Source organism: Mesorhizobium sp. M0830, assembly GCF_040319965.1.
Taxonomy (GTDB): Bacteria; Pseudomonadota; Alphaproteobacteria; order Rhizobiales; family Rhizobiaceae; genus Mesorhizobium.
The window spans coordinates 45,003-62,004 of sequence record NZ_JAMYOR010000017.1; the positions used below are offsets into that span (position 1 = coordinate 45,003).

A 17,002-nucleotide genomic window follows, 5' to 3' on the forward strand; every position below is an offset into this window, starting at 1 on the left:
GGCTGTGTTCGTCCGCACCGCCGGGGAACGCGACCTTGCCGCTGTGCGGACGCTGCTGGTCGAGACTTGGCATGCGACCTATGACGCCATTTACGGCGCTGCCAAGGTGACCGAGATCACCGATGAATGGCACTCGATTGCCTCCCTCCGTTCGCGGCTGACACGGCCGAATTCGGAGTTGCTGGTGGCCGATGACGGCGAGCGGATCGGCGGCATGGCTTTCGCCGCCGCCACTGCGGATGCGAAGGTCATCCTGTTGAACCAACTCTACGTCCATCCGGACTGCCAAAGGCGCGGCATCGGGCAATCGCTGCTCGACGAGATCGAGGACAGTTTCCCGGAAGGGCGAGTGCTGCGCGTCGAGGTCGAGGAGGCCAATAGCGGCGCCATCGCCTTCTACCGATCGAAAGGGTTTCTGCCCGTCGGCGCCACGGCGGAATCCCGCGACAGCTCAAGGCCGACGATGCTGAGTTTTGAGAAGCCGCTCGGATAGACCGGCGTGTCCGGTCGGCAATTGTCTCGCGTTTTTGATTTGACCTGCCTCCGCAGGCGTATCAACGCTGCTTGAGCCAGCGTCCGCATCCAACGGCGCGACGGCGACGGGGACTTTCATGCCGAGCTTGCCGGAACTGATGCCGACACAGGTGTCGGACGAGACCTTTGGTGGCGTCACCTATCATATAGCCGGCGAACTGGTGCCGGTGCTCTCGGTCGACGTGACGCGGATGCCAGTCTATTTCGAGCACCACATCCTTTTGTGGAAGAATTCCACCATCACCATCGGCCTGAAGTCGCTGAAGGGCGCGTTGAAGCGCATGATGGCCGGAATGCAGATATTCGTCACCGAGGCTTCGGGGGCGGGCATCATTGCCTTCAGCCGCGATGGTCCGGGCCACATCGTGCCGATCCATCTCCAGCGTGGCGACGAGATACAGGTGCGCGAGCACCAGTTTCTCGCCGCGACCGGCAATGTCGACTACTCTTTCGAGCGTGTGCGTGGCCTGGCGACGATGCTGTTCGGACAGAGCGGCTTTTTCATCGACCGGTTTCGCGGTGATTCCGGGGACGGCATCGTCTGGCTGCACGGCTATGGCAATGTCTTCGAAAAGACGCTCGCCGCCGGCGAGACCATCGACATCGAGCCTGGTGGCTGGCTGTTCAAGGATGTTTCGGTCGGGATGGAAACCAAGATCGATCGCCTGTCGAGCGGCTTCTTCGGTGCCAATATGAACTTTATCGTCAACCGCTTCACCGGACCGGGCCGGATCGGCATCCAGTCGATGTATCTGCATATGCCGAGCGAAGAGTAGTTCGAGCATGGCGGCAGCGATCCGGACCTGCGTCATCCCGGCGTTTGCCGTGCCGGCTTACGACGGATATGCAGTGACATGACCAAACTGTCCCGCATTGCCGCGCTGACGCTGCTCGCCATCATCATTTTCGCAACCTTGTCGCCGATCCAGATGCGGCCGCACTTCGCTGAGGCAAATGTCGAGCGCGCCTTGGCTTACATACTGTTGGGCTTCGCCCTGGGGCTCGGCTTCCCCAACCGACTTTATCACGTGGTGATCTTCGTGATTGTGACCGCCGGCATGTTGGAACTGCTTCAGATCGTCGACCCCGGTCGCCACGCGGAGCTTGCCGACGCAGTCGTGAAAGCCTGCGCTGGTATTGTCGGTATCCTCGTCGGCCAATTGTTCGCCAGAGGCAGCAGACGATTAGGAGAGCGGTAGACGCGGCCAGAAAACCGCCGCGCCGAAGCAGCAGGACTTCGCATCGAGCTATGTAGAGGGGATCTCCACATTGTCGATCAGCCTGGTCTCGCCGAGCCAGGCCGCTGCGAGCAGGCGGCCTTGACGGTTTCGACGCCATGGCGCGAGCGTCAGACTTTCGCGTGCCTCGACATAATCGACCTTCTGGAAACCGGCCGCGATCAGGGCACGGCTGGCCTCTTCGGTTGCGTGGCTCTGGCCGGCGCCTGCCGCCAGGGCCGCTGCAGTGTCGCGCAATGTCACGTTGAACTGGCGGGCGATCCTCAGTTCGGTCTCGTCGAGATAGGCATTGCGTGACGACATGGCGAGACCATACGCGTCGCGGATCGTCGGTGCGCCGATGATTTCGACGGGCAGGTCGAGGTCTCGGCAGAGCTGCCTGACGACGCAAAGCTGCTGGTAGTCCTTCTCGCCGAAGATCGCATAGTCGGGCGTTGCCTGCAGCAAGAGCTTTGCCACCACGGTGGCGACGCCGTCGAAAAAGGTCGGCCGAAAGTCCGCTTCGAGCCCGGCCGAGGGGCCGCCGACCGAGATTCTCGTGACGAAGCCGGAGGGATACATCTCGCCAACCGTCGGCGTGAAGGCAAGGTCGGCCCTCGCCATTCCGAGCCGATCGAGGTCGCGGGCGAGCTGGCGTGGGTACTTGTCGAGGTCTTCGGTCGGCGCGAACTGTGTCGGGTTGACAAAGATCGACACGACGCAGCGCTCGGCTCTCTCCAGCGCGATTTTCACCAGCGAGATGTGCCCGTCATGCAGTGCGCCCATGGTCGGCACCATGGCGACGCGAAGACCGTCGTGCCGCCAGTCGCGGATTTGCGCGCGAAGTGCGGCGACGCTGTCGACAACGAGTGGCCGGCTCATGTGTCGTCCCTGCTGTTTGTCGCCGAAAAGACATGTCCGGGGCCGGGGAATGCCCGGCTTCGCACCTCCGCGGCATAGGTTTCAGCGGCATGCGAGATCACGCTGCGCAGATCGGCGTATTCCTTGACGAATTTCGGCACCCGGTCGACGGTGAGCCCGACCATGTCGTCGATGACCAGGATCTGGCCGTCGCAGTCGCCGCTAGCGCCGATGCCGATGGTGGGAATGGCGATGCGGCCGGTGATATCGGCGGCGACCGTCTCGACCGTTCCTTCGATGACGACAGAGAAGGCGCCGGCGCTTTCGACGGCAAGCGCATCGCGAAGCAAAGCCGCAACAGCCTCCTCGGTGCGGCCCTTGATCTTGTAGCCGCCGTCCTTTTCGACGGATTGTGGCTGCAGGCCGATATGTCCCATGACCGGAATGCCGGCGGCGACGATGGCCGCGATCTGCCCGAACATGTCGACGCCACCTTCGAGTTTCACCGCTTGGCAGCCGGTCTCGTCAACAACGCGTCGCGCCGAAGCGACGGCTTGCACCGTAGAATCCTCATAGCTGCCAGCCGGCAGGTCGACGACGACGCAGGCCTTGACCGAACCGCGCATGACCGCTTGCCCATGCGCGATCATCATCTCGAGCGAGGCTCCCAGCGTCGTCTTGTGCCCGTACAGCACCATGGCGACGCTGTCGCCAACCAGAAGCAGATCGACATGGTCGTCGAGCAGACGGGCGATGGGGTAGGTGTAGGCGGTCAGGCAGACGATCGGCGTGCCGCCCTTGCGGCGGCGAATCAGCTCGGCGCTGATGCGGATGTCGGTGGTCGGCAATTCCGTGGCCAATCTTCACCTCCTTTGGCCTGCTGCCGGCTTGGATACCCGCAAGGCGCGCGCAGAGCTTTAGAAAGACCGCAACGGCTTGGCAAGCGCGCATCCCGCGACGGAGGAGATCAGCGGCTTGTGTCGCGTTTTGGCAAGCCAATTGGGCGTTCCCCGTGGCAAAAGCCTTGCCTTCGCCAAGGGCTGACGCCATAAGCAGGAAACGGCCTGCCGGCGCGAGGGTTCTAAAGATGAAGACTTTCCTGACGCAGTTTTTCACCTGGTGGAACAGCCAGACGCTGGGAACGCGCCTGCACACCTGGCGGCATGGCAAGAAGGTCGGCCAGGACGAAGCAGGCAATGTCTATTACGAAGGCGGTATCGATTCGGAAGGCCGCACGCGCCGCTGGGTCATCTACCGCAACTATTCGGAGGCCTCAGCCATACCGCCCGGCTGGCACGGCTGGATCCATCACCGCGTCGATGTCGCGCCGGCAAGCGAAGACTACAAGCCGCGCGACTGGCAGAAGCCTCATCAGCCCAACCTGACCGGCAGCCCAGCTGCCTATCGCCCGAAGGGCTCGGTGCTGACCAATCAGCATCGCCCGCAGGTTACTGGCGACTACGACGCCTGGACACCTGGATCGTAGCTATAGGGTGCAGGACGGTCCTTTATCGCCACAATTGGTGTTTAGCTGCTTGCTGATCAGAAGACGGCGACTAGCCTTGGCGATCGATAGTGTCGCCCGGGCGCGAACCACCGGTACCATTGCATGAGCTTTTTCAACCTGACATCGATGGGCGGTATGATACTAGCCGCCGGTCTTGGCGTTGGCACGGTGGCGTTTGCCGCCTCGCCTGAACCCGCCGCACCGGCGCCGGCACCGCCCGCGGCGTCGGAGCGGGTCACCAATCCCGTCGCCGAGTTCGCCGGCATCGATAAGATCACCGGCCGCATCATCACCTTCGATGTCTATATCGACGAGACAGTGCAATTCGGTGCCTTGCAGGTGACGCCACGCGTTTGCTATTCGCGGCCGCAGAACGAAGAGCCGAGGACGGATTCCTTCGTCGAGGTCGACGAGATCACGCTCGACCGCAAGATCCGCCGCATCTTCACCGGTTGGATGTTTGCCGAAAGCCCCGGCCTCAACGCCGTCGAGCATGCCGTCTACGACGTCTGGCTGAAGGAATGCAAACAGAAGTCGGATGTCCCGGCGCCCGACGGCGCCAAGGCTGACGCCACCAAAGCCGACGCTTCGAAGCCCGCCGCAGCCAAGCCGAAACCTGCGGCAACCCCGGACGCGACAGAGCAGGACCTGACAGCGCCGGATGTGACAGAACCGGATGTGACTGAGCCGGACACTTCGGATCCCGATTCGACCGACGCCAACTGATCCTCCGGAACCGTCCCGATCACCAAGCGTTGGGCCACGGAAGACTGCGCATCTATGCGTAAGGAGGATCTTCCGATGTCAGCCAGCAAGCGCATCACGGCCAGCAAGGCAGAATTGCTTGAGCTCGAAAAGGGGTTCTGGACAGGCGACGCGGCCTATTATGCCGCCAATGCCGACACCGAATGCCTTGTAGCATTTCCGCAGATGGCAAAGGCGATGGACAATGCCGATCTCGCCAAGACCGCAACCAAACCCAATCGCTGGCGCGATCTGAACATCGACCTCAAGGGAATTATCGAGCCGGGCAGCGACATCGTCATGCTGACTTACGAGGCGCACGCGACACGTGAGAACGGGGAGCCTTACGCGGCGCTGGTCAGCACTGGCTACGTCCATCGCGCCAATGGCTGGAAGATGATGTTCCATGCGCAGACGCCGATCGAAGTCGGGGCTAATCGTCAGGGGTAGAATAGGGCCTGGCCCTTGAGCGCATCGGCCAGCATCTTCTCGTATTTGCCGCGCGGCACGTCAACCGCTCCGAAGCGCTTGAGGTGCTCGGTGGTGAACTGTGTATCAAGTAGTGCGAAGCCCCGCGCCTTCAGGCGCTCGACGAGAAAATAAAGGCAGATCTTGGAAGCGTCGGTCTCCCTGGCGAACATGCTCTCGCCAAAGAACACCCGGCCGAGCGACACACCATAGAGGCCGCCGACCAGCCGGTCGTCGCGCCACGCCTCGACCGAATGACAATGCCCTATCCGATGCAGTTCGACATAGGCTTCGCGGATCGGCGCATTGATCCAGGTCGACCGGCGCTCGGCGCGCTTCTCGGCGCAACCGTCGATCGTCGCTTCGAAGTCGAAATCGAAACGGATGTCGAAAGGGCTCTTCTTGATCGCTTTCCTAAGGCTTTTCGGTGTGTGGAAATGGTCGAGCGGTATGATGCCACGCGTCTCCGGCCGTACCCAGAACACTTCCGGGTCGCCGGCACTTTCGGCCATCGGGAACACGCCCGACGCATAGGCCTTGAGCAGAAGGTCGGTGGGAATGCGATAGCCGGGCGCGTAGGGACGGGTCATCGCGTCTCCGCGTTACTCTTCCTCGGCCAGATATTTTTCCAGCCAATGGATATCATACTCGCCATTGGCGATGTCGGCATTGCCGACAAGATCGCGAAACAGCGGCAACGTCGTCTTGATACCGTCGACGACGAATTCGTCCAACGCGCGGCGCAGGCGCATCATGCACTCGACGCGGTTGCGCCCATGCACGATCAGCTTGCCGATCAGGCTATCGTAATAGGGCGGGATCTTATAGCCCGAATAGACGCCGGAATCGACGCGTATGCCCAGGCCGCCCGGTGTGTGGAAGTGCGTGATCGTGCCGGGAGACGGCGTGAAGGTACGCGGGTCTTCGGCATTGATGCGGCATTCGATGGCATGGCCGTTGAACTTGATGTCCTCCTGCCTCACCGAGAGGCCGCCGCCGGACGCAACGCGGATCTGTTCATGCACGAGGTCGATGCCCGTGATCGCTTCCGTCACCGGATGCTCGACCTGCAGGCGCGTGTTCATCTCGATGAAATAGAACTCGCCATCCTCATAGAGGAATTCGATCGTGCCGGCGCCGGAATAGCCGAGATCGGCGATGGCTTTGGCACAGATACCGCCGATACGAGCCCGTTCTTCGGCGTTTAGGGCCGGTGAGGGAGCCTCCTCCCAGACCTTCTGGTGGCGACGCTGCAGCGAGCAGTCGCGCTCGCCGAAATGCACGCCGCGGCCAAAGCCGTCGCCAAACACCTGCACTTCGATATGGCGTGGTTTTTCCAGGTACTTTTCGATGTAGACGGCATCGTCGCCGAAGGCCGCTCCAGCTTCGCTGCTCGCTGTCTGCAAGGCGATCTCAAGTTCAGCCTCGGTAAGGGCGACCTTCATTCCGCGCCCACCACCGCCTGCGGATGCCTTGATGATCACGGGATAGCCGATCTCGGCGGCAATGCGCCTGGCTTCCTTTTGATCGGTGACCGCGCCGTCCGAACCGGGCACCACCGGAATGCCGAGGCGTTTTGCAGTTCGCTTGGCCTCGATCTTGTCGCCCATGATGCGAATGTGGTCGCCGGTAGGGCCGATGAATGTGATGTTGTGCGCAGCCAGGATGTCCGCGAACTTGGCATTCTCGGACAGGAAGCCGTAGCCCGGATGCACTGCGTCGGCGCCGGTGATCTCGCAAGCCGCGACGATCTGATGGATGTTGAGATAGCTGTCGCGCGATGGCGGCGGGCCAATGCAGACGCTCTCGTCGGCGAGCCGCACATGCATGGCGTCGGCATCGGCGGTCGAATGCACCACCACCGTCTGGATGCCGAGTTCCTTGCAGGCGCGCAGGACCCGAAGGGCGATTTCGCCGCGATTGGCGATGAGAATCTTCTGGAACATCAGGTCCGCTCTACTCGATCACGACGAGCGGCATACCGTATTCGACCGGCGTCGCATCCTCGAAAAGGATCGCCGTCACCGTGCCGGCGCGCGGCGAGGGGATCTGGTTCATCGTCTTCATCGCCTCGATGATCAGCAGCGTCTGGCCTTCCTTGACCTTCTGGCCGACTTCGATGAACGCCTTGGCGTCGGGCGACGGTGCCAGATAGGCGGTGCCGACCATGGGCGAGGTGACCGCGTTCTTCGACACGTCGGCCACCACTGGGGCGGCTGCCATAGCGGCTGGCTGAGCTGTTGCCGGCGCATAGGCCGGCTGCGGTGCTGCGATCGCGTGAACGGCGGGCGCCTGGCGTGAGACGCGCACCTTCAGGTCGCCCAGTTCGACCTCGATCTCGGTGAGATTGGTGTCGTTCAGTATGCCCGCCAGATCGCGGATCAGCTGCTGGTCAACACCGTTCTTCTTTATCGACATTTTCGAGCCTTCTGTTTGTTGGCCGGTCATAGGCGTGCGGCCAGCGCCTGCAGCGCCAGCGTATAGCCGAGCGGCCCAAAGCCACAGATCATGCCGACGGCAACCGGCGCGACCATGGAGACGTGGCGGAATGGTTCCCGCGCATGGATGTTGGAAAGATGGACTTCTGCCACCGGCAACGGCGCGATAGCGCGGATGGCGTCGTGGATGGCGATCGAGGTATGGCTGTAAGCGCCAGGATTGATGACGATTCCGACAGCCTTGTCGCCGGCTTCCTGAATCCAGTCGACAAGGTCGCCCTCGTGATTCGACTGGCGGAAATCGATTTCGAGTCCAAGTGCCGTGCCGGCCTGCTTGCAGTCTTCGGCGATGGCGGCAAGCGTCTTGCCGCCATAGATGCCAGGCTCGCGTTTGCCGAGCGCGTTGAGATTGGGACCGTTCAGGACGAAAACCGTTTTCAAAAAAGCCGACCTTTTCCGGCGCTGACATCAAGTCGACGCGCTGGGCCCTCTATAATGGGCATACCCGCCCGCGGAAAGAGCGCAAGTGCGTTCTTTCACTGTCCACAACAGGCGGAAATGTGCCCGTGAGAAAAATAGGTTGGTAGCAAGATCAGAGGGCGGCTTTCGCCGCCTCGATCTTTTCGGCCAGCACTTCCTGCCCAAGCGCCCCGAATACGACCTCGTTGCCGACGACATAGGACGGCGTTCCGGTGATCGCCAGCTTGCTGGCAAGATCGTAGGTCTTGGAGAAGGCCTCGGTGATTCTCGGGTCCTTCATTTTCTCGCGCAGCGTTGCTTCGTCGGCACCGAGCGACAGCGCGACCTTGATGGCCGCCGCCTCGGTGGCACGTCCCTGGCCGCCGAGCAGCGCATTGTGGAACTCGCCGTATTTTTCCGGGTGCATCAGGTGAAAGGCCATCGAGACGACGCTCGCCTTCTGCGAATCCGGTCCGAGGATCGGGAATTCCTTGAGCACGAAGCGCAGATCCGGATCGGACTTGGTCAGCGCCCTCATGTCTTCGATGGCGCGTCTGCAGAAGGCGCAATTGTAATCGTAGAACTCGACGATGGTGACCTTGCCGTTCGGATTGCCGACAACGCCATCGAAAGCGGAGTTGAATATCTGGTCCTTGGCGTTCTTGATCACGCCGAGATGAGCGATGCGCTGCTCTTCCTTCTGCTTGGCCTCGAGCGCGTCCTGGACCTCCAGAAGGACTTCCGGGTTCTTAAGCAGATAGTCGCGGATGATGCCTTCCACCTCGCTGCGGTCGATCTTGGTGTCGGCCGCTACCGTCTCGACGGGCTGCGTCGTGCCGGCCTTGGCAATCTGCGGGCTTCCGGCCACGAATCCCAAAGCCAGCATGGCCAACGCGACCGCAACCCCCGTGGTGCTCAGCAGCAGTGCCTTTTTCATCGTTCCGTTCCTTCTACCTGTTTCCCGGCCTGGCTGTGTCGCAGCGCGTGGCCGGAAGGTTCACTTGATCTTGGTTGATGGCTTGTAGTTTATGATATCTTGGGCGCGAAGCCAGCGCGGCTCGCCGCGCTTCATCTCTTGCTGCGCCCGCATGGCGAAAATCTTGGCATCCTTGTAGTTGCCGGAATAGAAGTGACCTTCGGCGGTGGCGAGTTCGGCGCCCGGTATATCACCCAGCTCGCCATAGGCTTGCGCCAGATAACGATAGCCGGCCGAATTTTCCTTGTCGCGCTCGAGGCCGTTGTTGATCTGCACCACGGCCTTTTTCAGCGAGTCGGGCGTGCCGACGGCCATCAGCGCCTGGCCAAGGGAGACAGGCAGCAATCCGGACCGCGCCGGATCGAGGCTGACCGCCTTCGCATAGGACTCGGCCGCATCCTTGGGCTTGTTCGCCTTCATCAGGATATCGCCGCGCAGCTCCTGGAAATAGGCGTTCTTCGGCTGCGCCTTGATCAATGCATTGGTCTTGGCGAGGGCGGCGGCAATGTTGCCGAACAGGTAGGTCGACTGAGCGTCACCATACTGTGCGGCCAGTGTTCCCTGCATCTTTCGCATCAGCCGCGACGCAGCCGCCTGGCCATCCATGTAGACGGCGATCTTCACCCGCATCATGTCATGACGCTGCTGCAGGGCGGGAGGGTCCAGCCTATCGACATTGGGGCTCTGTTTCACCAGCACGTCCAGATTGGAGATGCGGTCCTGCGGCATTGGATGGCTGATCCGGTAGGGATCGACCTGCGCGCCCGAAAGCGACAGCGCCGTCTGGAAGCGGCGGAAGGTCTTCAGCATGCCCATGCCGGACTGGCCGGTGGCGTTGAGATAGGTGATAGCCGAGCGATCGGCCGTCATCTCCTCGGTGCGCTGATAGGCGAGGATGCTGCGCTGTGCCATCTCGCCGCCGCCGGCCGCCACGCCCATGCCGGCGCCGGCAAGGCCGCGGCTGTTGGTGGTCGCACCGGCGACCATGGCGCCGGCGCCAAGCAACGTCGCGATGATGGCCATCGTCTTGGCGCGTTCGAGCTGGTCTCGCAGTTTCTGCTGGTGACCGCCGGCGATATGGCCGGCTTCGTGGGCAATGACGCCGATGATCTCGTTGGGCGTCTCGGCCGTCATCAGCGCACCGGTGTTGATGAACAGCCGGCGCCCGGTGACGAAGGCGTTGAAGCTCTGGTCGTTGACCAGAACGATGTCGATCCCGTCATTTGCCAGACCCGCCGCCCTGAAGATCGGCCGCGCATAGTCGCGCACCAGCGCTTCGATCTCGGCGTCGCGCACCACCGGCACGTTCTGGGCGAAAGCGCTGATCGAACTTGCCGCTGCGACCGCAACGCCAAGCGAAAGCGTCGCGAAGACGCGCGCTGCCCGGGCAATCGTCGATCTGGGTCGGCTCAACATGATGGCTCCACTGGTAGACGAGCGGGCGAAAGATGAAAAGTCGGCGCCGGAAACTTCCTCAACTTGTGATCCTCACATCAATCGGGCATTTGTGCGGCGTATGCGTCAGGGGCTTGGCGCGCTTGATCGTCGGGAACAGGGATAAAATGGTAGTTTCGCTCTCACGCCGCGGCAATGTCGAGCCCTTCCATGCCATGGACATTCTGGCCGAGGCAAACCGGCTGAAGGCAGCAGGCGTGCCGGTTGTTTCGATGGCCGTCGGGCAGCCTTCCGATCCCGCACCGGTTCTGGTTCGCGCGGCTGCGGCCAAGGCCTTGCAGGACGGACGCATCGGCTACACCGACGCGCTGGGACTGGCAGGTTTGCGCGAGGCGATCGCCGAACACTACGCCGATCACTATGGGCTCGCCATCGAGCCCGGCCGGATCGCGGTGACCACGGGATCGTCGGCCGCTTTCAACCTCGCTTTCCTGGCAATGTTCGATCCGGGCGATCGCGTCGCCATCGCGGCTCCCGGCTATCCCGCCTATCGCAACATCATGGCAGCACTCGGCATCGAGGTGGTCGAGATCGAACTCGGCGACGCCGCCTACCTGCATGCCGGCCACCTGGAAACGGCGCATCGCGAGAAACCGCTGAAAGGCGTTCTGTTCGCCAGTCCGGCCAATCCGACCGGCGCGGTCATACCGGCCGATGACCTGGCGGCGCTGGTACGGACCGCCGAGGAACTTGGTATCGCCGTGATCTCGGACGAGATCTACCACCGGCTGGCCTACGCCGCTCCCGACACCACGGCGCTCGCCTATGGGGATAGCGTGACGGTGATCAATTCCTTCTCCAAATACTACTGCATGACCGGCTGGCGTATCGGCTGGATGGTGCTGCCCGAAGATCTTGTGCGGCCGGTCGAGCGTGTCGCCCAGAGCCTCTACATCTCGCCGCCGGAACTGTCGCAGATCGCAGCGATCGAGGCGTTCAAGGCGACCGAGGAGCTGGAAGCGGTGAAGGCCCGCTACGCCTGGAATCGCGAGCTCTTGATGAGACGCCTGCCTGAGCTCGGCTTTCCGCTGGCAGCCCCGATGGACGGCGCCTTCTATGCCTTTTGCGATGTCACCCGGCACACCAATGACAGCATGGCCTTCGCGCGAAAGATGCTGGCTGAGGCGCATGTCGCGGCAACCCCCGGTCGCGACTTCGATACCCAGGCGGGACATCGGACCATGCGCTTTTCCTATGCCGGCAGCCATGACGACATGGTCGAAGCGATGGCGCGCATTGAACGCTGGTTGAGGTAGCGCCATGCCGGAGCTCGAACAGGCCCCGAAACTTGACCAGGCATTGGCCGAAGTCGCCGCCGAAATGGCGGAACGCACCGATCGTGGCGACGTCGCGTCCTATATTCCGCAACTGGGCAAGGTCGATCCGAAGAAGTTCGGCATCGCGGCTGTCACCAATGACGGCCGCGTGTTGATGGCGGGCGATGCCGAACAGGCCTTTTCGATCCAGAGCATCTCGAAAGTGTTCACCCTGACACTGGCACTCGGCAATATCGGCGACGCGCTGTGGCAAAGGGTCGGGCGCGAGCCTTCGGGCAATCCGTTCAACTCGATCGTCCAACTCGAGCACGAGAACGGCATTCCGCGCAATCCGTTCATCAATGCCGGCGCCATCGTCATTTCTGACATCCTGCTCGCCGGCCACGAGCCGCGCGAAGCGATCGGCGAAATCCTGCGCTTCGTCCAGTTCCTCGCCGATGACGAAACGATCATCATCGACCGCGAGGTCGCCGCGTCCGAACGCGCCACCGGCTATCGTAACTTCGCGCTCGCCAACTACATGAAATCCTTCGGCAATCTCCACCATGCGCCGGAGCTGGCGCTGGGCGTCTATTTCCATCATTGCGCCATCGCCATGAGCTGCCGGCAACTGGCGCTGGCCGGCCGCTTCCTGGCCAATGGCGGCAAGAATCCGGCGACCGGGCATTCCGTGGTGTCGGCCGAGCGGGCGCGACGCATCGGCGCCATGATGCTAACCTGTGGCCACTATGACGGCTCCGGTGACTTCGCCTTCCGCGTCGGCATTCCCGGCAAGAGCGGCGTCGGCGGCGGCATATTGGGCATCGTCCCGGGCGTGGCGTCGCTTGCCGTCTGGTCGCCCGGTCTCAACGCCAACGGCAATTCCAAGCTGGGATCGATCGCGCTGGAAAAGTTGGCCAGGATGATGAACTGGTCGATCTTCGCGCCTTGATGCGTGTCGCCCAAAAGTGCGCAGCGGTTTTGGGACAACGACATGCGTAGAATCAAAGAAGCGCTTTAGCATCTCGCGGCGGATCGGAACGCCAGATGTGAAAAATTCGGTAGTGGGTCAGTTCAGAATCTTGGATTTGCCGGCGAGTGCCCACAGCGCCTGCCGCGGCACCGTCTAACCCGAACGACATATATCGTTCGATCAGTTCCGGGCCATTGACCATATACTATCGAACGGAGAATGGCCCCCTTCGCTGGAAGGGTCTCATATAGTTCTTTGCGGCATCAGGCCGTGCCTCTGCCTCTCACGTGCCTCTGCCTCAGAAAAAAATGCGGCCTCTCAAAAAAGATGCGTCGCCTTTAGGCTTCTCAGTGGAGGAAGAGATGAAAGCGCTCCTTACTTTCGCGGCGGCTTTGGCACTCGCGCTCGCAGCGTCCGCTCCCGCGTCTGCCGTGAAGAATGGATTTGACAGCGATACGTCAACCACATCCGGACAGGGAAATGGCGGAAAAACAAATGACAGCGCCAACCCGGACAACAGTGGCACGACGACAACGACAACCACGACTTCAGGACCACATGGTCAGGTGAAACAGGGCGAAACCGACTGTAATAACTGCTCAACGACGACCACGTCGGACCTGCCGGGCAAGAACAGATAGGTCAACGAGGAACCAGGGGCGCCGCCCCTCGCTACCAAAAATCCCGCGCCGTCTTTCGAAGCAGCGCGGGATTTATTTGTCAGAAAATCACTTCAAGCGACTGAAAGGCTTAGAAAAACCCTTTTCGCTGCCACCAGCCTGCACGCTTCGGCTTGTCCTCGGTTTTCGCCGCCGCTTCTTCGGCTACGGTCGAGGACACCACCGGCACAACCGGCGCATTGACGGCGGCCGGCTTGCGCCGCGACGGGCGGGCCTTCGGTGCCTGCTCGACGGCAATGGCCTCGTCTGACGCAGTGGCCGGCGTCTCGACCGGTGCTTCCGCCTCGGCAGCCGGCTCCTCCGCGACGACCTCGGCCGCGGCCTTCTTCGGCTTGGCGGCACGACGTGGCTTCTTCGGCTTCTCGGTGCTGGGCGCGTCGTCATTGGCCGGAGCAAGCGCCGCCGGCTCTTCGACCGGTGCGGCGACCAGAGGTTCGCTGGCCTCGGTTACCGAGACTTCGCCTTCAGACGCGTCGGCAGTTTCGCCAGTGCTTGCCTCGGCCTCGCCTTCGCCGTCTTCGCGGCGGTTGCGTTTGCCGCCGCGCTTGCCGCGCCGCCGCTTCTTGCCTTGGCCTTCATCCGAAGTTTCAGCCGTTTCGGCAACACCGAGAGGGGCGTTATCGCCCGCTTCCGCGTCACTGTCGCTGGCGGCGGATTCTGAGAACTCGCCGGCTGGGGCGGAAATGACAGCGCCGTCCGTTGGCGCGCCATGTTCGCGGTCGCGATCCTTGCCGCCGCGACGTCTGCGGCGCTTGCGACGCTTGCGGTCACGGCCTTCGCCTTCCTCACCGCCGGCAGCGGGTCGGGGTTGTTGCTGCGGCTGCGGGCGTGGCTGTTCGGCCTGCACCGGCGCCTCATCGTCTTCCTCGACGACGACAATCTCGTCCTCGGGCTCTTCCGGCTCGACATAGGCCGGGAAGCTGCGCGCCTCGACAAAGCCTTCCGGCTTCTCGGCCAGCGCGCCGCGGAAGATCGCATAGTGCTGCGCGCCGACGGAGTCGTCGGCCTCGATGGTGATCGTCAGCCCAAAGCGGCTTTCGAGTTCCACAAGCGTGCCGCGCTTGTGGTTGAGCACGTAGAGCGCGGTCGCCGCCGGTGTCCGCACGGTGATGTGGCTGCGCGAATCCTTGAGCAGGAACTCCTCGATTGCCCGCACCACCATCAGCGCTACCGACGAATCGGACCGCACATGGCCGGTGCCGCCGCAATGCGGGCAGGGCTTCATGGTCGATTCCAGCACGCTGGCGCGGATGCGCTGGCGTGACATCTCCATCAGACCGAAATGCGAGATACGGCCGACCTGGATGCGCGCGCGATCGTTCTTGAGGTGATCCTTCAGCCGCTTCTCGACGGAGCGGTTGTTGCGGTTCTCCTCCATGTCGATGAAGTCGATGACGATCAGGCCGGCGAGATCGCGCAGCCTGAGCTGGCGTGCGACTTCCTCGGCGGCCTCCAAATTGGTGTGGAGCGCGGTGTCCTCGATCGAGTGCTCCTTGGTGGAGCGGCCCGAATTGACGTCGATGGCAACCAGCGCCTCGGTCTGGTTGATGATGATGTAGCCGCCGCTCTTCAGCGTCACCTGCGGCTGCAGCATGCGGTCGAGTTGCGCCTCGATGCCGTTGCGCACGAAGATCGGCGTCGTGTCGCGGAAAGGCTGAACCACCTTGGCGTGGCTCGGCATCAGCATGCGCATGAAGTCCTTGGCCTCGCGATAGCCTTCCTCGCCGGAGACAAGAATCTCGTCGATATCCTTGTTGTAGAGGTCGCGCACCGAACGCTTGATCAGACTGCCTTCCTCATAGACCAGGGCAGGCGCCGTTGACTGCAAGGTGAGGCTGCGGACATTTTCCCAAAGCCGCATCAGATATTCGTAATCGCGCTTGATCTCCGCCTTGGTACGGCTCTCGCCGGCGGTGCGCAGGATGACGCCCATGCCCTGCGGCACTTCGAGATCGGCAACGACCTCCTTGAGGCGCTTGCGGTCGACCGCGCTGGTGATCTTGCGCGAAATGCCGCCGCCGCGCGCCGTGTTCGGCATCAGCACCGAATAGCGGCCGGCAAGCGAAAGATAGGTGGTCAGCGCCGCGCCCTTGTTGCCGCGCTCTTCCTTGACGACTTGCACAAGCAGGATCTGCCGGCGCTTGATCACTTCCTGGATCTTGTACTGGCGGCGCACCGGCTTGCGCCGGTTGCGCACTTCTTCCAGCGCATCCTCGGCACCGACCGATTCGATCTCATGATCATCCGGATGCGAGGACTGCACTTCTTCCAGCATGCCGCGATCACTGTCGCCTGACGTAGCTTCGCTGTTTTGTTCGGCCTGCGGGACGGATTCGGAAATCACATCGGCTTCGACGGAGGCTGCGATCGATGTCGGACCGCCTTCGCGGGTTTCGCCTTCGTCCTGCTCAGCTTCTTCATGTCCGGACGCATCGGCATGTTCCGACGTATCGGCCGCATGTTCGATGATCTCGGAGGTGTGGGAGATGTCCTCGACAACAGCGTCGGCGCCATTGTCGTTATCTTCGCTTGCCCCGGCAGCTTCGCTTGCCTCGCCGGATTCGGCTGCATCGCGCTTGTGCTCACCACGGTCGCGTGTCTTGCCGCCGCGCCGACGGCCGCGCCGTCCACGATCGCGGCTCTGGCGATCTTCGCCATCGCCGTCCTCATTCTCCTCGTCCTCGGCCTCCTGCGCTTCCGCGCGCAGCAGTGCCTGACGATCGGCGACCGGAATCTGGTAGTAGTCGGGGTGAATTTCACTAAAGGCGAGAAAACCGTGACGGTTCCCGCCATATTCGACAAAGGCTGCCTGAAGGGAGGGCTCTACGCGCGTTACGCGGGCTAGGTAGATGTTTCCTTTAAGCTGCTTCTTGTCCTGGGATTCAAAGTCGAATTCTTCAATACGGTTACCGCGAACGACGACAACGCGTGTTTCCTCCGGGTGGGAGGCGTCTATCAGCATTTTGTTGGGCATTATTTCGTTTCCCCCCGGCAGCCGTCAGCCGCAGCTTGCGAGGCAATGCCTGCTGCTGCGTGTCTGGAGTGTGGGTGCCGGATATCTTAACGTCCGCCGGCCGCCGCTTGAGCGCCATGGCGGTGCCGCCCGCAGCCATACTGGCGCGGTTTGATGCGGACCTTTCCATGATTGCGCTTGAAGCCATCGTCACCAGCAGAACCTTTTGAACCAAAGCCCGGACGAACCGGACCAGCTTGTTTGCTCATACAGAGCCGGCACGGGAACAAACCCGGCCGTTTTCCTCACGCAGGCGATTCCCCCGCCACGGGCGCACACCTGCGAAATTCGTCGCGATCACCTGGAGCCTTTTCGCGTGAAGCGAAAGGAGCCGCCTTTTTCATCTGACCCTGTAGCAGGAAGCTGCGGAGGAGGGCGGTTCCAGGATTGCAGTGATCCACCATCGCTTTTATGATTTGGC

At 62.2% G+C, this 17,002-nt stretch carries 18 protein-coding genes; 9 read left to right on the forward strand and 9 right to left on the reverse strand.

The features are described from left to right. Positions 1-4: 4 nt before the first annotated feature. The 3 genes from NKI20_RS13010 (at position 5) to NKI20_RS13020 (ending at position 1,733) form a co-directional block, all read left to right on the forward strand. The gene (locus NKI20_RS13010) at positions 5-493 is read left to right on the forward strand and encodes a GNAT family N-acetyltransferase (RefSeq protein WP_352831023.1); all 489 of its coding nucleotides are present in this window, start codon (positions 5-7) and stop codon (positions 491-493) included. A gap of 118 nt (positions 494-611) precedes the next feature. Next, positions 612-1,310, forward strand: a complete 699-nt coding sequence (locus tag NKI20_RS13015) for an AIM24 family protein (protein WP_352831025.1) — start codon at positions 612-614, stop codon at positions 1,308-1,310. 78 nt (positions 1,311-1,388) lie between these two features. Then, positions 1,389-1,733 carry a VanZ family protein gene (locus NKI20_RS13020; protein WP_352831027.1) on the forward strand — a complete coding sequence of 115 codons (345 nt, stop codon included), beginning with the start codon at positions 1,389-1,391 and terminating at the stop codon, positions 1,731-1,733. A gap of 48 nt (positions 1,734-1,781) precedes the next feature. Here the strand turns inward: NKI20_RS13020 and panC are convergent, their stop codons facing one another. Continuing rightward, positions 1,782-2,633, reverse strand: a complete 852-nt coding sequence (gene panC, locus NKI20_RS13025; RefSeq protein WP_352831029.1) for a pantoate--beta-alanine ligase — start codon at positions 2,631-2,633, stop codon at positions 1,782-1,784. After that, positions 2,630-3,472, reverse strand: coding sequence for a 3-methyl-2-oxobutanoate hydroxymethyltransferase (gene panB, locus NKI20_RS13030; protein ID WP_352831031.1), 843 nt, complete (start codon positions 3,470-3,472; stop codon positions 2,630-2,632). The genes panC and panB overlap by 4 nt, the downstream gene beginning before the upstream one ends. 227 nt (positions 3,473-3,699) lie before the next feature. Between panB and NKI20_RS13035 the strand changes: the two genes are divergently transcribed. The 3 genes from NKI20_RS13035 (at position 3,700) to NKI20_RS13045 (ending at position 5,313) form a co-directional block, all read left to right on the forward strand. Next, positions 3,700-4,098 (forward strand): NADH:ubiquinone oxidoreductase subunit NDUFA12, encoded by a 399-nt coding sequence (locus NKI20_RS13035; protein ID WP_023759395.1) that lies wholly within the window; start codon positions 3,700-3,702, stop codon positions 4,096-4,098. A gap of 123 nt (positions 4,099-4,221) precedes the next feature. Further along, positions 4,222-4,845, forward strand: coding sequence for a DUF2155 domain-containing protein (locus tag NKI20_RS13040; protein WP_352602512.1), 624 nt, complete (start codon positions 4,222-4,224; stop codon positions 4,843-4,845). Between the two features lie 75 nt (positions 4,846-4,920). Beyond that, positions 4,921-5,313, forward strand: coding sequence for a hypothetical protein (locus NKI20_RS13045; RefSeq protein ID WP_352602510.1), 393 nt, complete (start codon positions 4,921-4,923; stop codon positions 5,311-5,313). Here the strand turns inward: NKI20_RS13045 and aat are convergent. The 6 genes from aat to NKI20_RS13075 form a co-directional block, all read right to left on the reverse strand. After that, on the reverse strand, positions 5,304-5,921 hold the full coding sequence (aat, locus tag NKI20_RS13050; protein WP_352831034.1) for a leucyl/phenylalanyl-tRNA--protein transferase: 618 nt from the start codon (positions 5,919-5,921) through the stop codon (positions 5,304-5,306). The two genes, NKI20_RS13045 and aat, sit on opposite strands and share 10 nt — an antisense overlap. Before the next feature lie 12 nt (positions 5,922-5,933). Then, entirely contained in the window at positions 5,934-7,277 is a 1,344-nt protein-coding gene (accC, locus tag NKI20_RS13055) for an acetyl-CoA carboxylase biotin carboxylase subunit (RefSeq protein WP_023759391.1), read from the reverse strand. A gap of 10 nt (positions 7,278-7,287) precedes the next feature. Next, positions 7,288-7,749, reverse strand: coding sequence for an acetyl-CoA carboxylase biotin carboxyl carrier protein (gene accB, locus NKI20_RS13060; RefSeq protein WP_352831036.1), 462 nt, complete (start codon positions 7,747-7,749; stop codon positions 7,288-7,290). A 26-nt stretch (positions 7,750-7,775) separates the two neighbouring features. Further along, positions 7,776-8,210, reverse strand: coding sequence for a type II 3-dehydroquinate dehydratase (aroQ, locus tag NKI20_RS13065; protein WP_023759389.1), 435 nt, complete (start codon positions 8,208-8,210; stop codon positions 7,776-7,778). A gap of 151 nt (positions 8,211-8,361) precedes the next feature. Then, positions 8,362-9,165 (reverse strand): DsbA family protein, encoded by an 804-nt coding sequence (locus tag NKI20_RS13070; protein ID WP_352831038.1) that lies wholly within the window; start codon positions 9,163-9,165, stop codon positions 8,362-8,364. Positions 9,166-9,225: 60 nt separating this feature from the next. Continuing rightward, a complete protein-coding gene (locus NKI20_RS13075) occupies positions 9,226-10,620 on the reverse strand; it encodes a M48 family metalloprotease (RefSeq protein ID WP_352831040.1) in 1,395 nt (464 codons plus the stop codon). 146 nt (positions 10,621-10,766) lie between these two features. Here NKI20_RS13075 and NKI20_RS13080 point away from each other — a divergent pair, with 146 nt between their 5' ends. The 3 genes from NKI20_RS13080 to NKI20_RS13090 all read left to right on the forward strand — a co-directional run bounded on the left by NKI20_RS13080 (position 10,767) and on the right by NKI20_RS13090 (position 13,529). Beyond that, positions 10,767-11,915, forward strand: coding sequence for a pyridoxal phosphate-dependent aminotransferase (locus NKI20_RS13080; RefSeq protein WP_352831042.1), 1,149 nt, complete (start codon positions 10,767-10,769; stop codon positions 11,913-11,915). Positions 11,916-11,919: 4 nt separating this feature from the next. Then, complete coding sequence (locus tag NKI20_RS13085) at positions 11,920-12,867, forward strand: glutaminase (RefSeq protein WP_352831044.1); 948 nt, start codon at positions 11,920-11,922, stop codon at positions 12,865-12,867. Between the two features lie 383 nt (positions 12,868-13,250). Next, positions 13,251-13,529, forward strand: coding sequence for a hypothetical protein (locus NKI20_RS13090; RefSeq protein WP_156938545.1), 279 nt, complete (start codon positions 13,251-13,253; stop codon positions 13,527-13,529). Positions 13,530-13,638: 109 nt separating this feature from the next. Here the strand turns inward: NKI20_RS13090 and NKI20_RS13095 are convergent, their stop codons facing one another. Continuing rightward, on the reverse strand, positions 13,639-16,542 hold the full coding sequence (locus NKI20_RS13095; protein WP_352831046.1) for an Rne/Rng family ribonuclease: 2,904 nt from the start codon (positions 16,540-16,542) through the stop codon (positions 13,639-13,641). Positions 16,543-17,002 lie beyond the last annotated feature (460 nt).

Coding starts and splice junctions, on each gene's coding strand:
- NKI20_RS13015 (WP_352831025.1), top strand. CDS start 612: ATGCCGAGCTTGCCGGAACTGATGCCGACACAGGTGTCGGACGAGACC.
- aat (WP_352831034.1), bottom strand. CDS start 5,921: ATGACCCGTCCCTACGCGCCCGGCTATCGCATTCCCACCGACCTTCTG.
- NKI20_RS13095 (WP_352831046.1), bottom strand. CDS start 16,542: ATGCCCAACAAAATGCTGATAGACGCCTCCCACCCGGAGGAAACACGC.
- NKI20_RS13040 (WP_352602512.1), top strand. CDS start 4,222: ATGAGCTTTTTCAACCTGACATCGATGGGCGGTATGATACTAGCCGCC.
- NKI20_RS13045 (WP_352602510.1), top strand. CDS start 4,921: ATGTCAGCCAGCAAGCGCATCACGGCCAGCAAGGCAGAATTGCTTGAG.
- NKI20_RS13020 (WP_352831027.1), top strand. CDS start 1,389: ATGACCAAACTGTCCCGCATTGCCGCGCTGACGCTGCTCGCCATCATC.
- NKI20_RS13090 (WP_156938545.1), top strand. CDS start 13,251: ATGAAAGCGCTCCTTACTTTCGCGGCGGCTTTGGCACTCGCGCTCGCA.
- panC (WP_352831029.1), bottom strand. CDS start 2,633: ATGAGCCGGCCACTCGTTGTCGACAGCGTCGCCGCACTTCGCGCGCAA.
- accB (WP_352831036.1), bottom strand. CDS start 7,749: ATGTCGATAAAGAAGAACGGTGTTGACCAGCAGCTGATCCGCGATCTG.
- NKI20_RS13070 (WP_352831038.1), bottom strand. CDS start 9,165: ATGAAAAAGGCACTGCTGCTGAGCACCACGGGGGTTGCGGTCGCGTTG.
- accC (WP_023759391.1), bottom strand. CDS start 7,277: ATGTTCCAGAAGATTCTCATCGCCAATCGCGGCGAAATCGCCCTTCGG.
- NKI20_RS13085 (WP_352831044.1), top strand. CDS start 11,920: ATGCCGGAGCTCGAACAGGCCCCGAAACTTGACCAGGCATTGGCCGAA.
- NKI20_RS13075 (WP_352831040.1), bottom strand. CDS start 10,620: ATGTTGAGCCGACCCAGATCGACGATTGCCCGGGCAGCGCGCGTCTTC.
- NKI20_RS13035 (WP_023759395.1), top strand. CDS start 3,700: ATGAAGACTTTCCTGACGCAGTTTTTCACCTGGTGGAACAGCCAGACG.
- NKI20_RS13080 (WP_352831042.1), top strand. CDS start 10,767: ATGGTAGTTTCGCTCTCACGCCGCGGCAATGTCGAGCCCTTCCATGCC.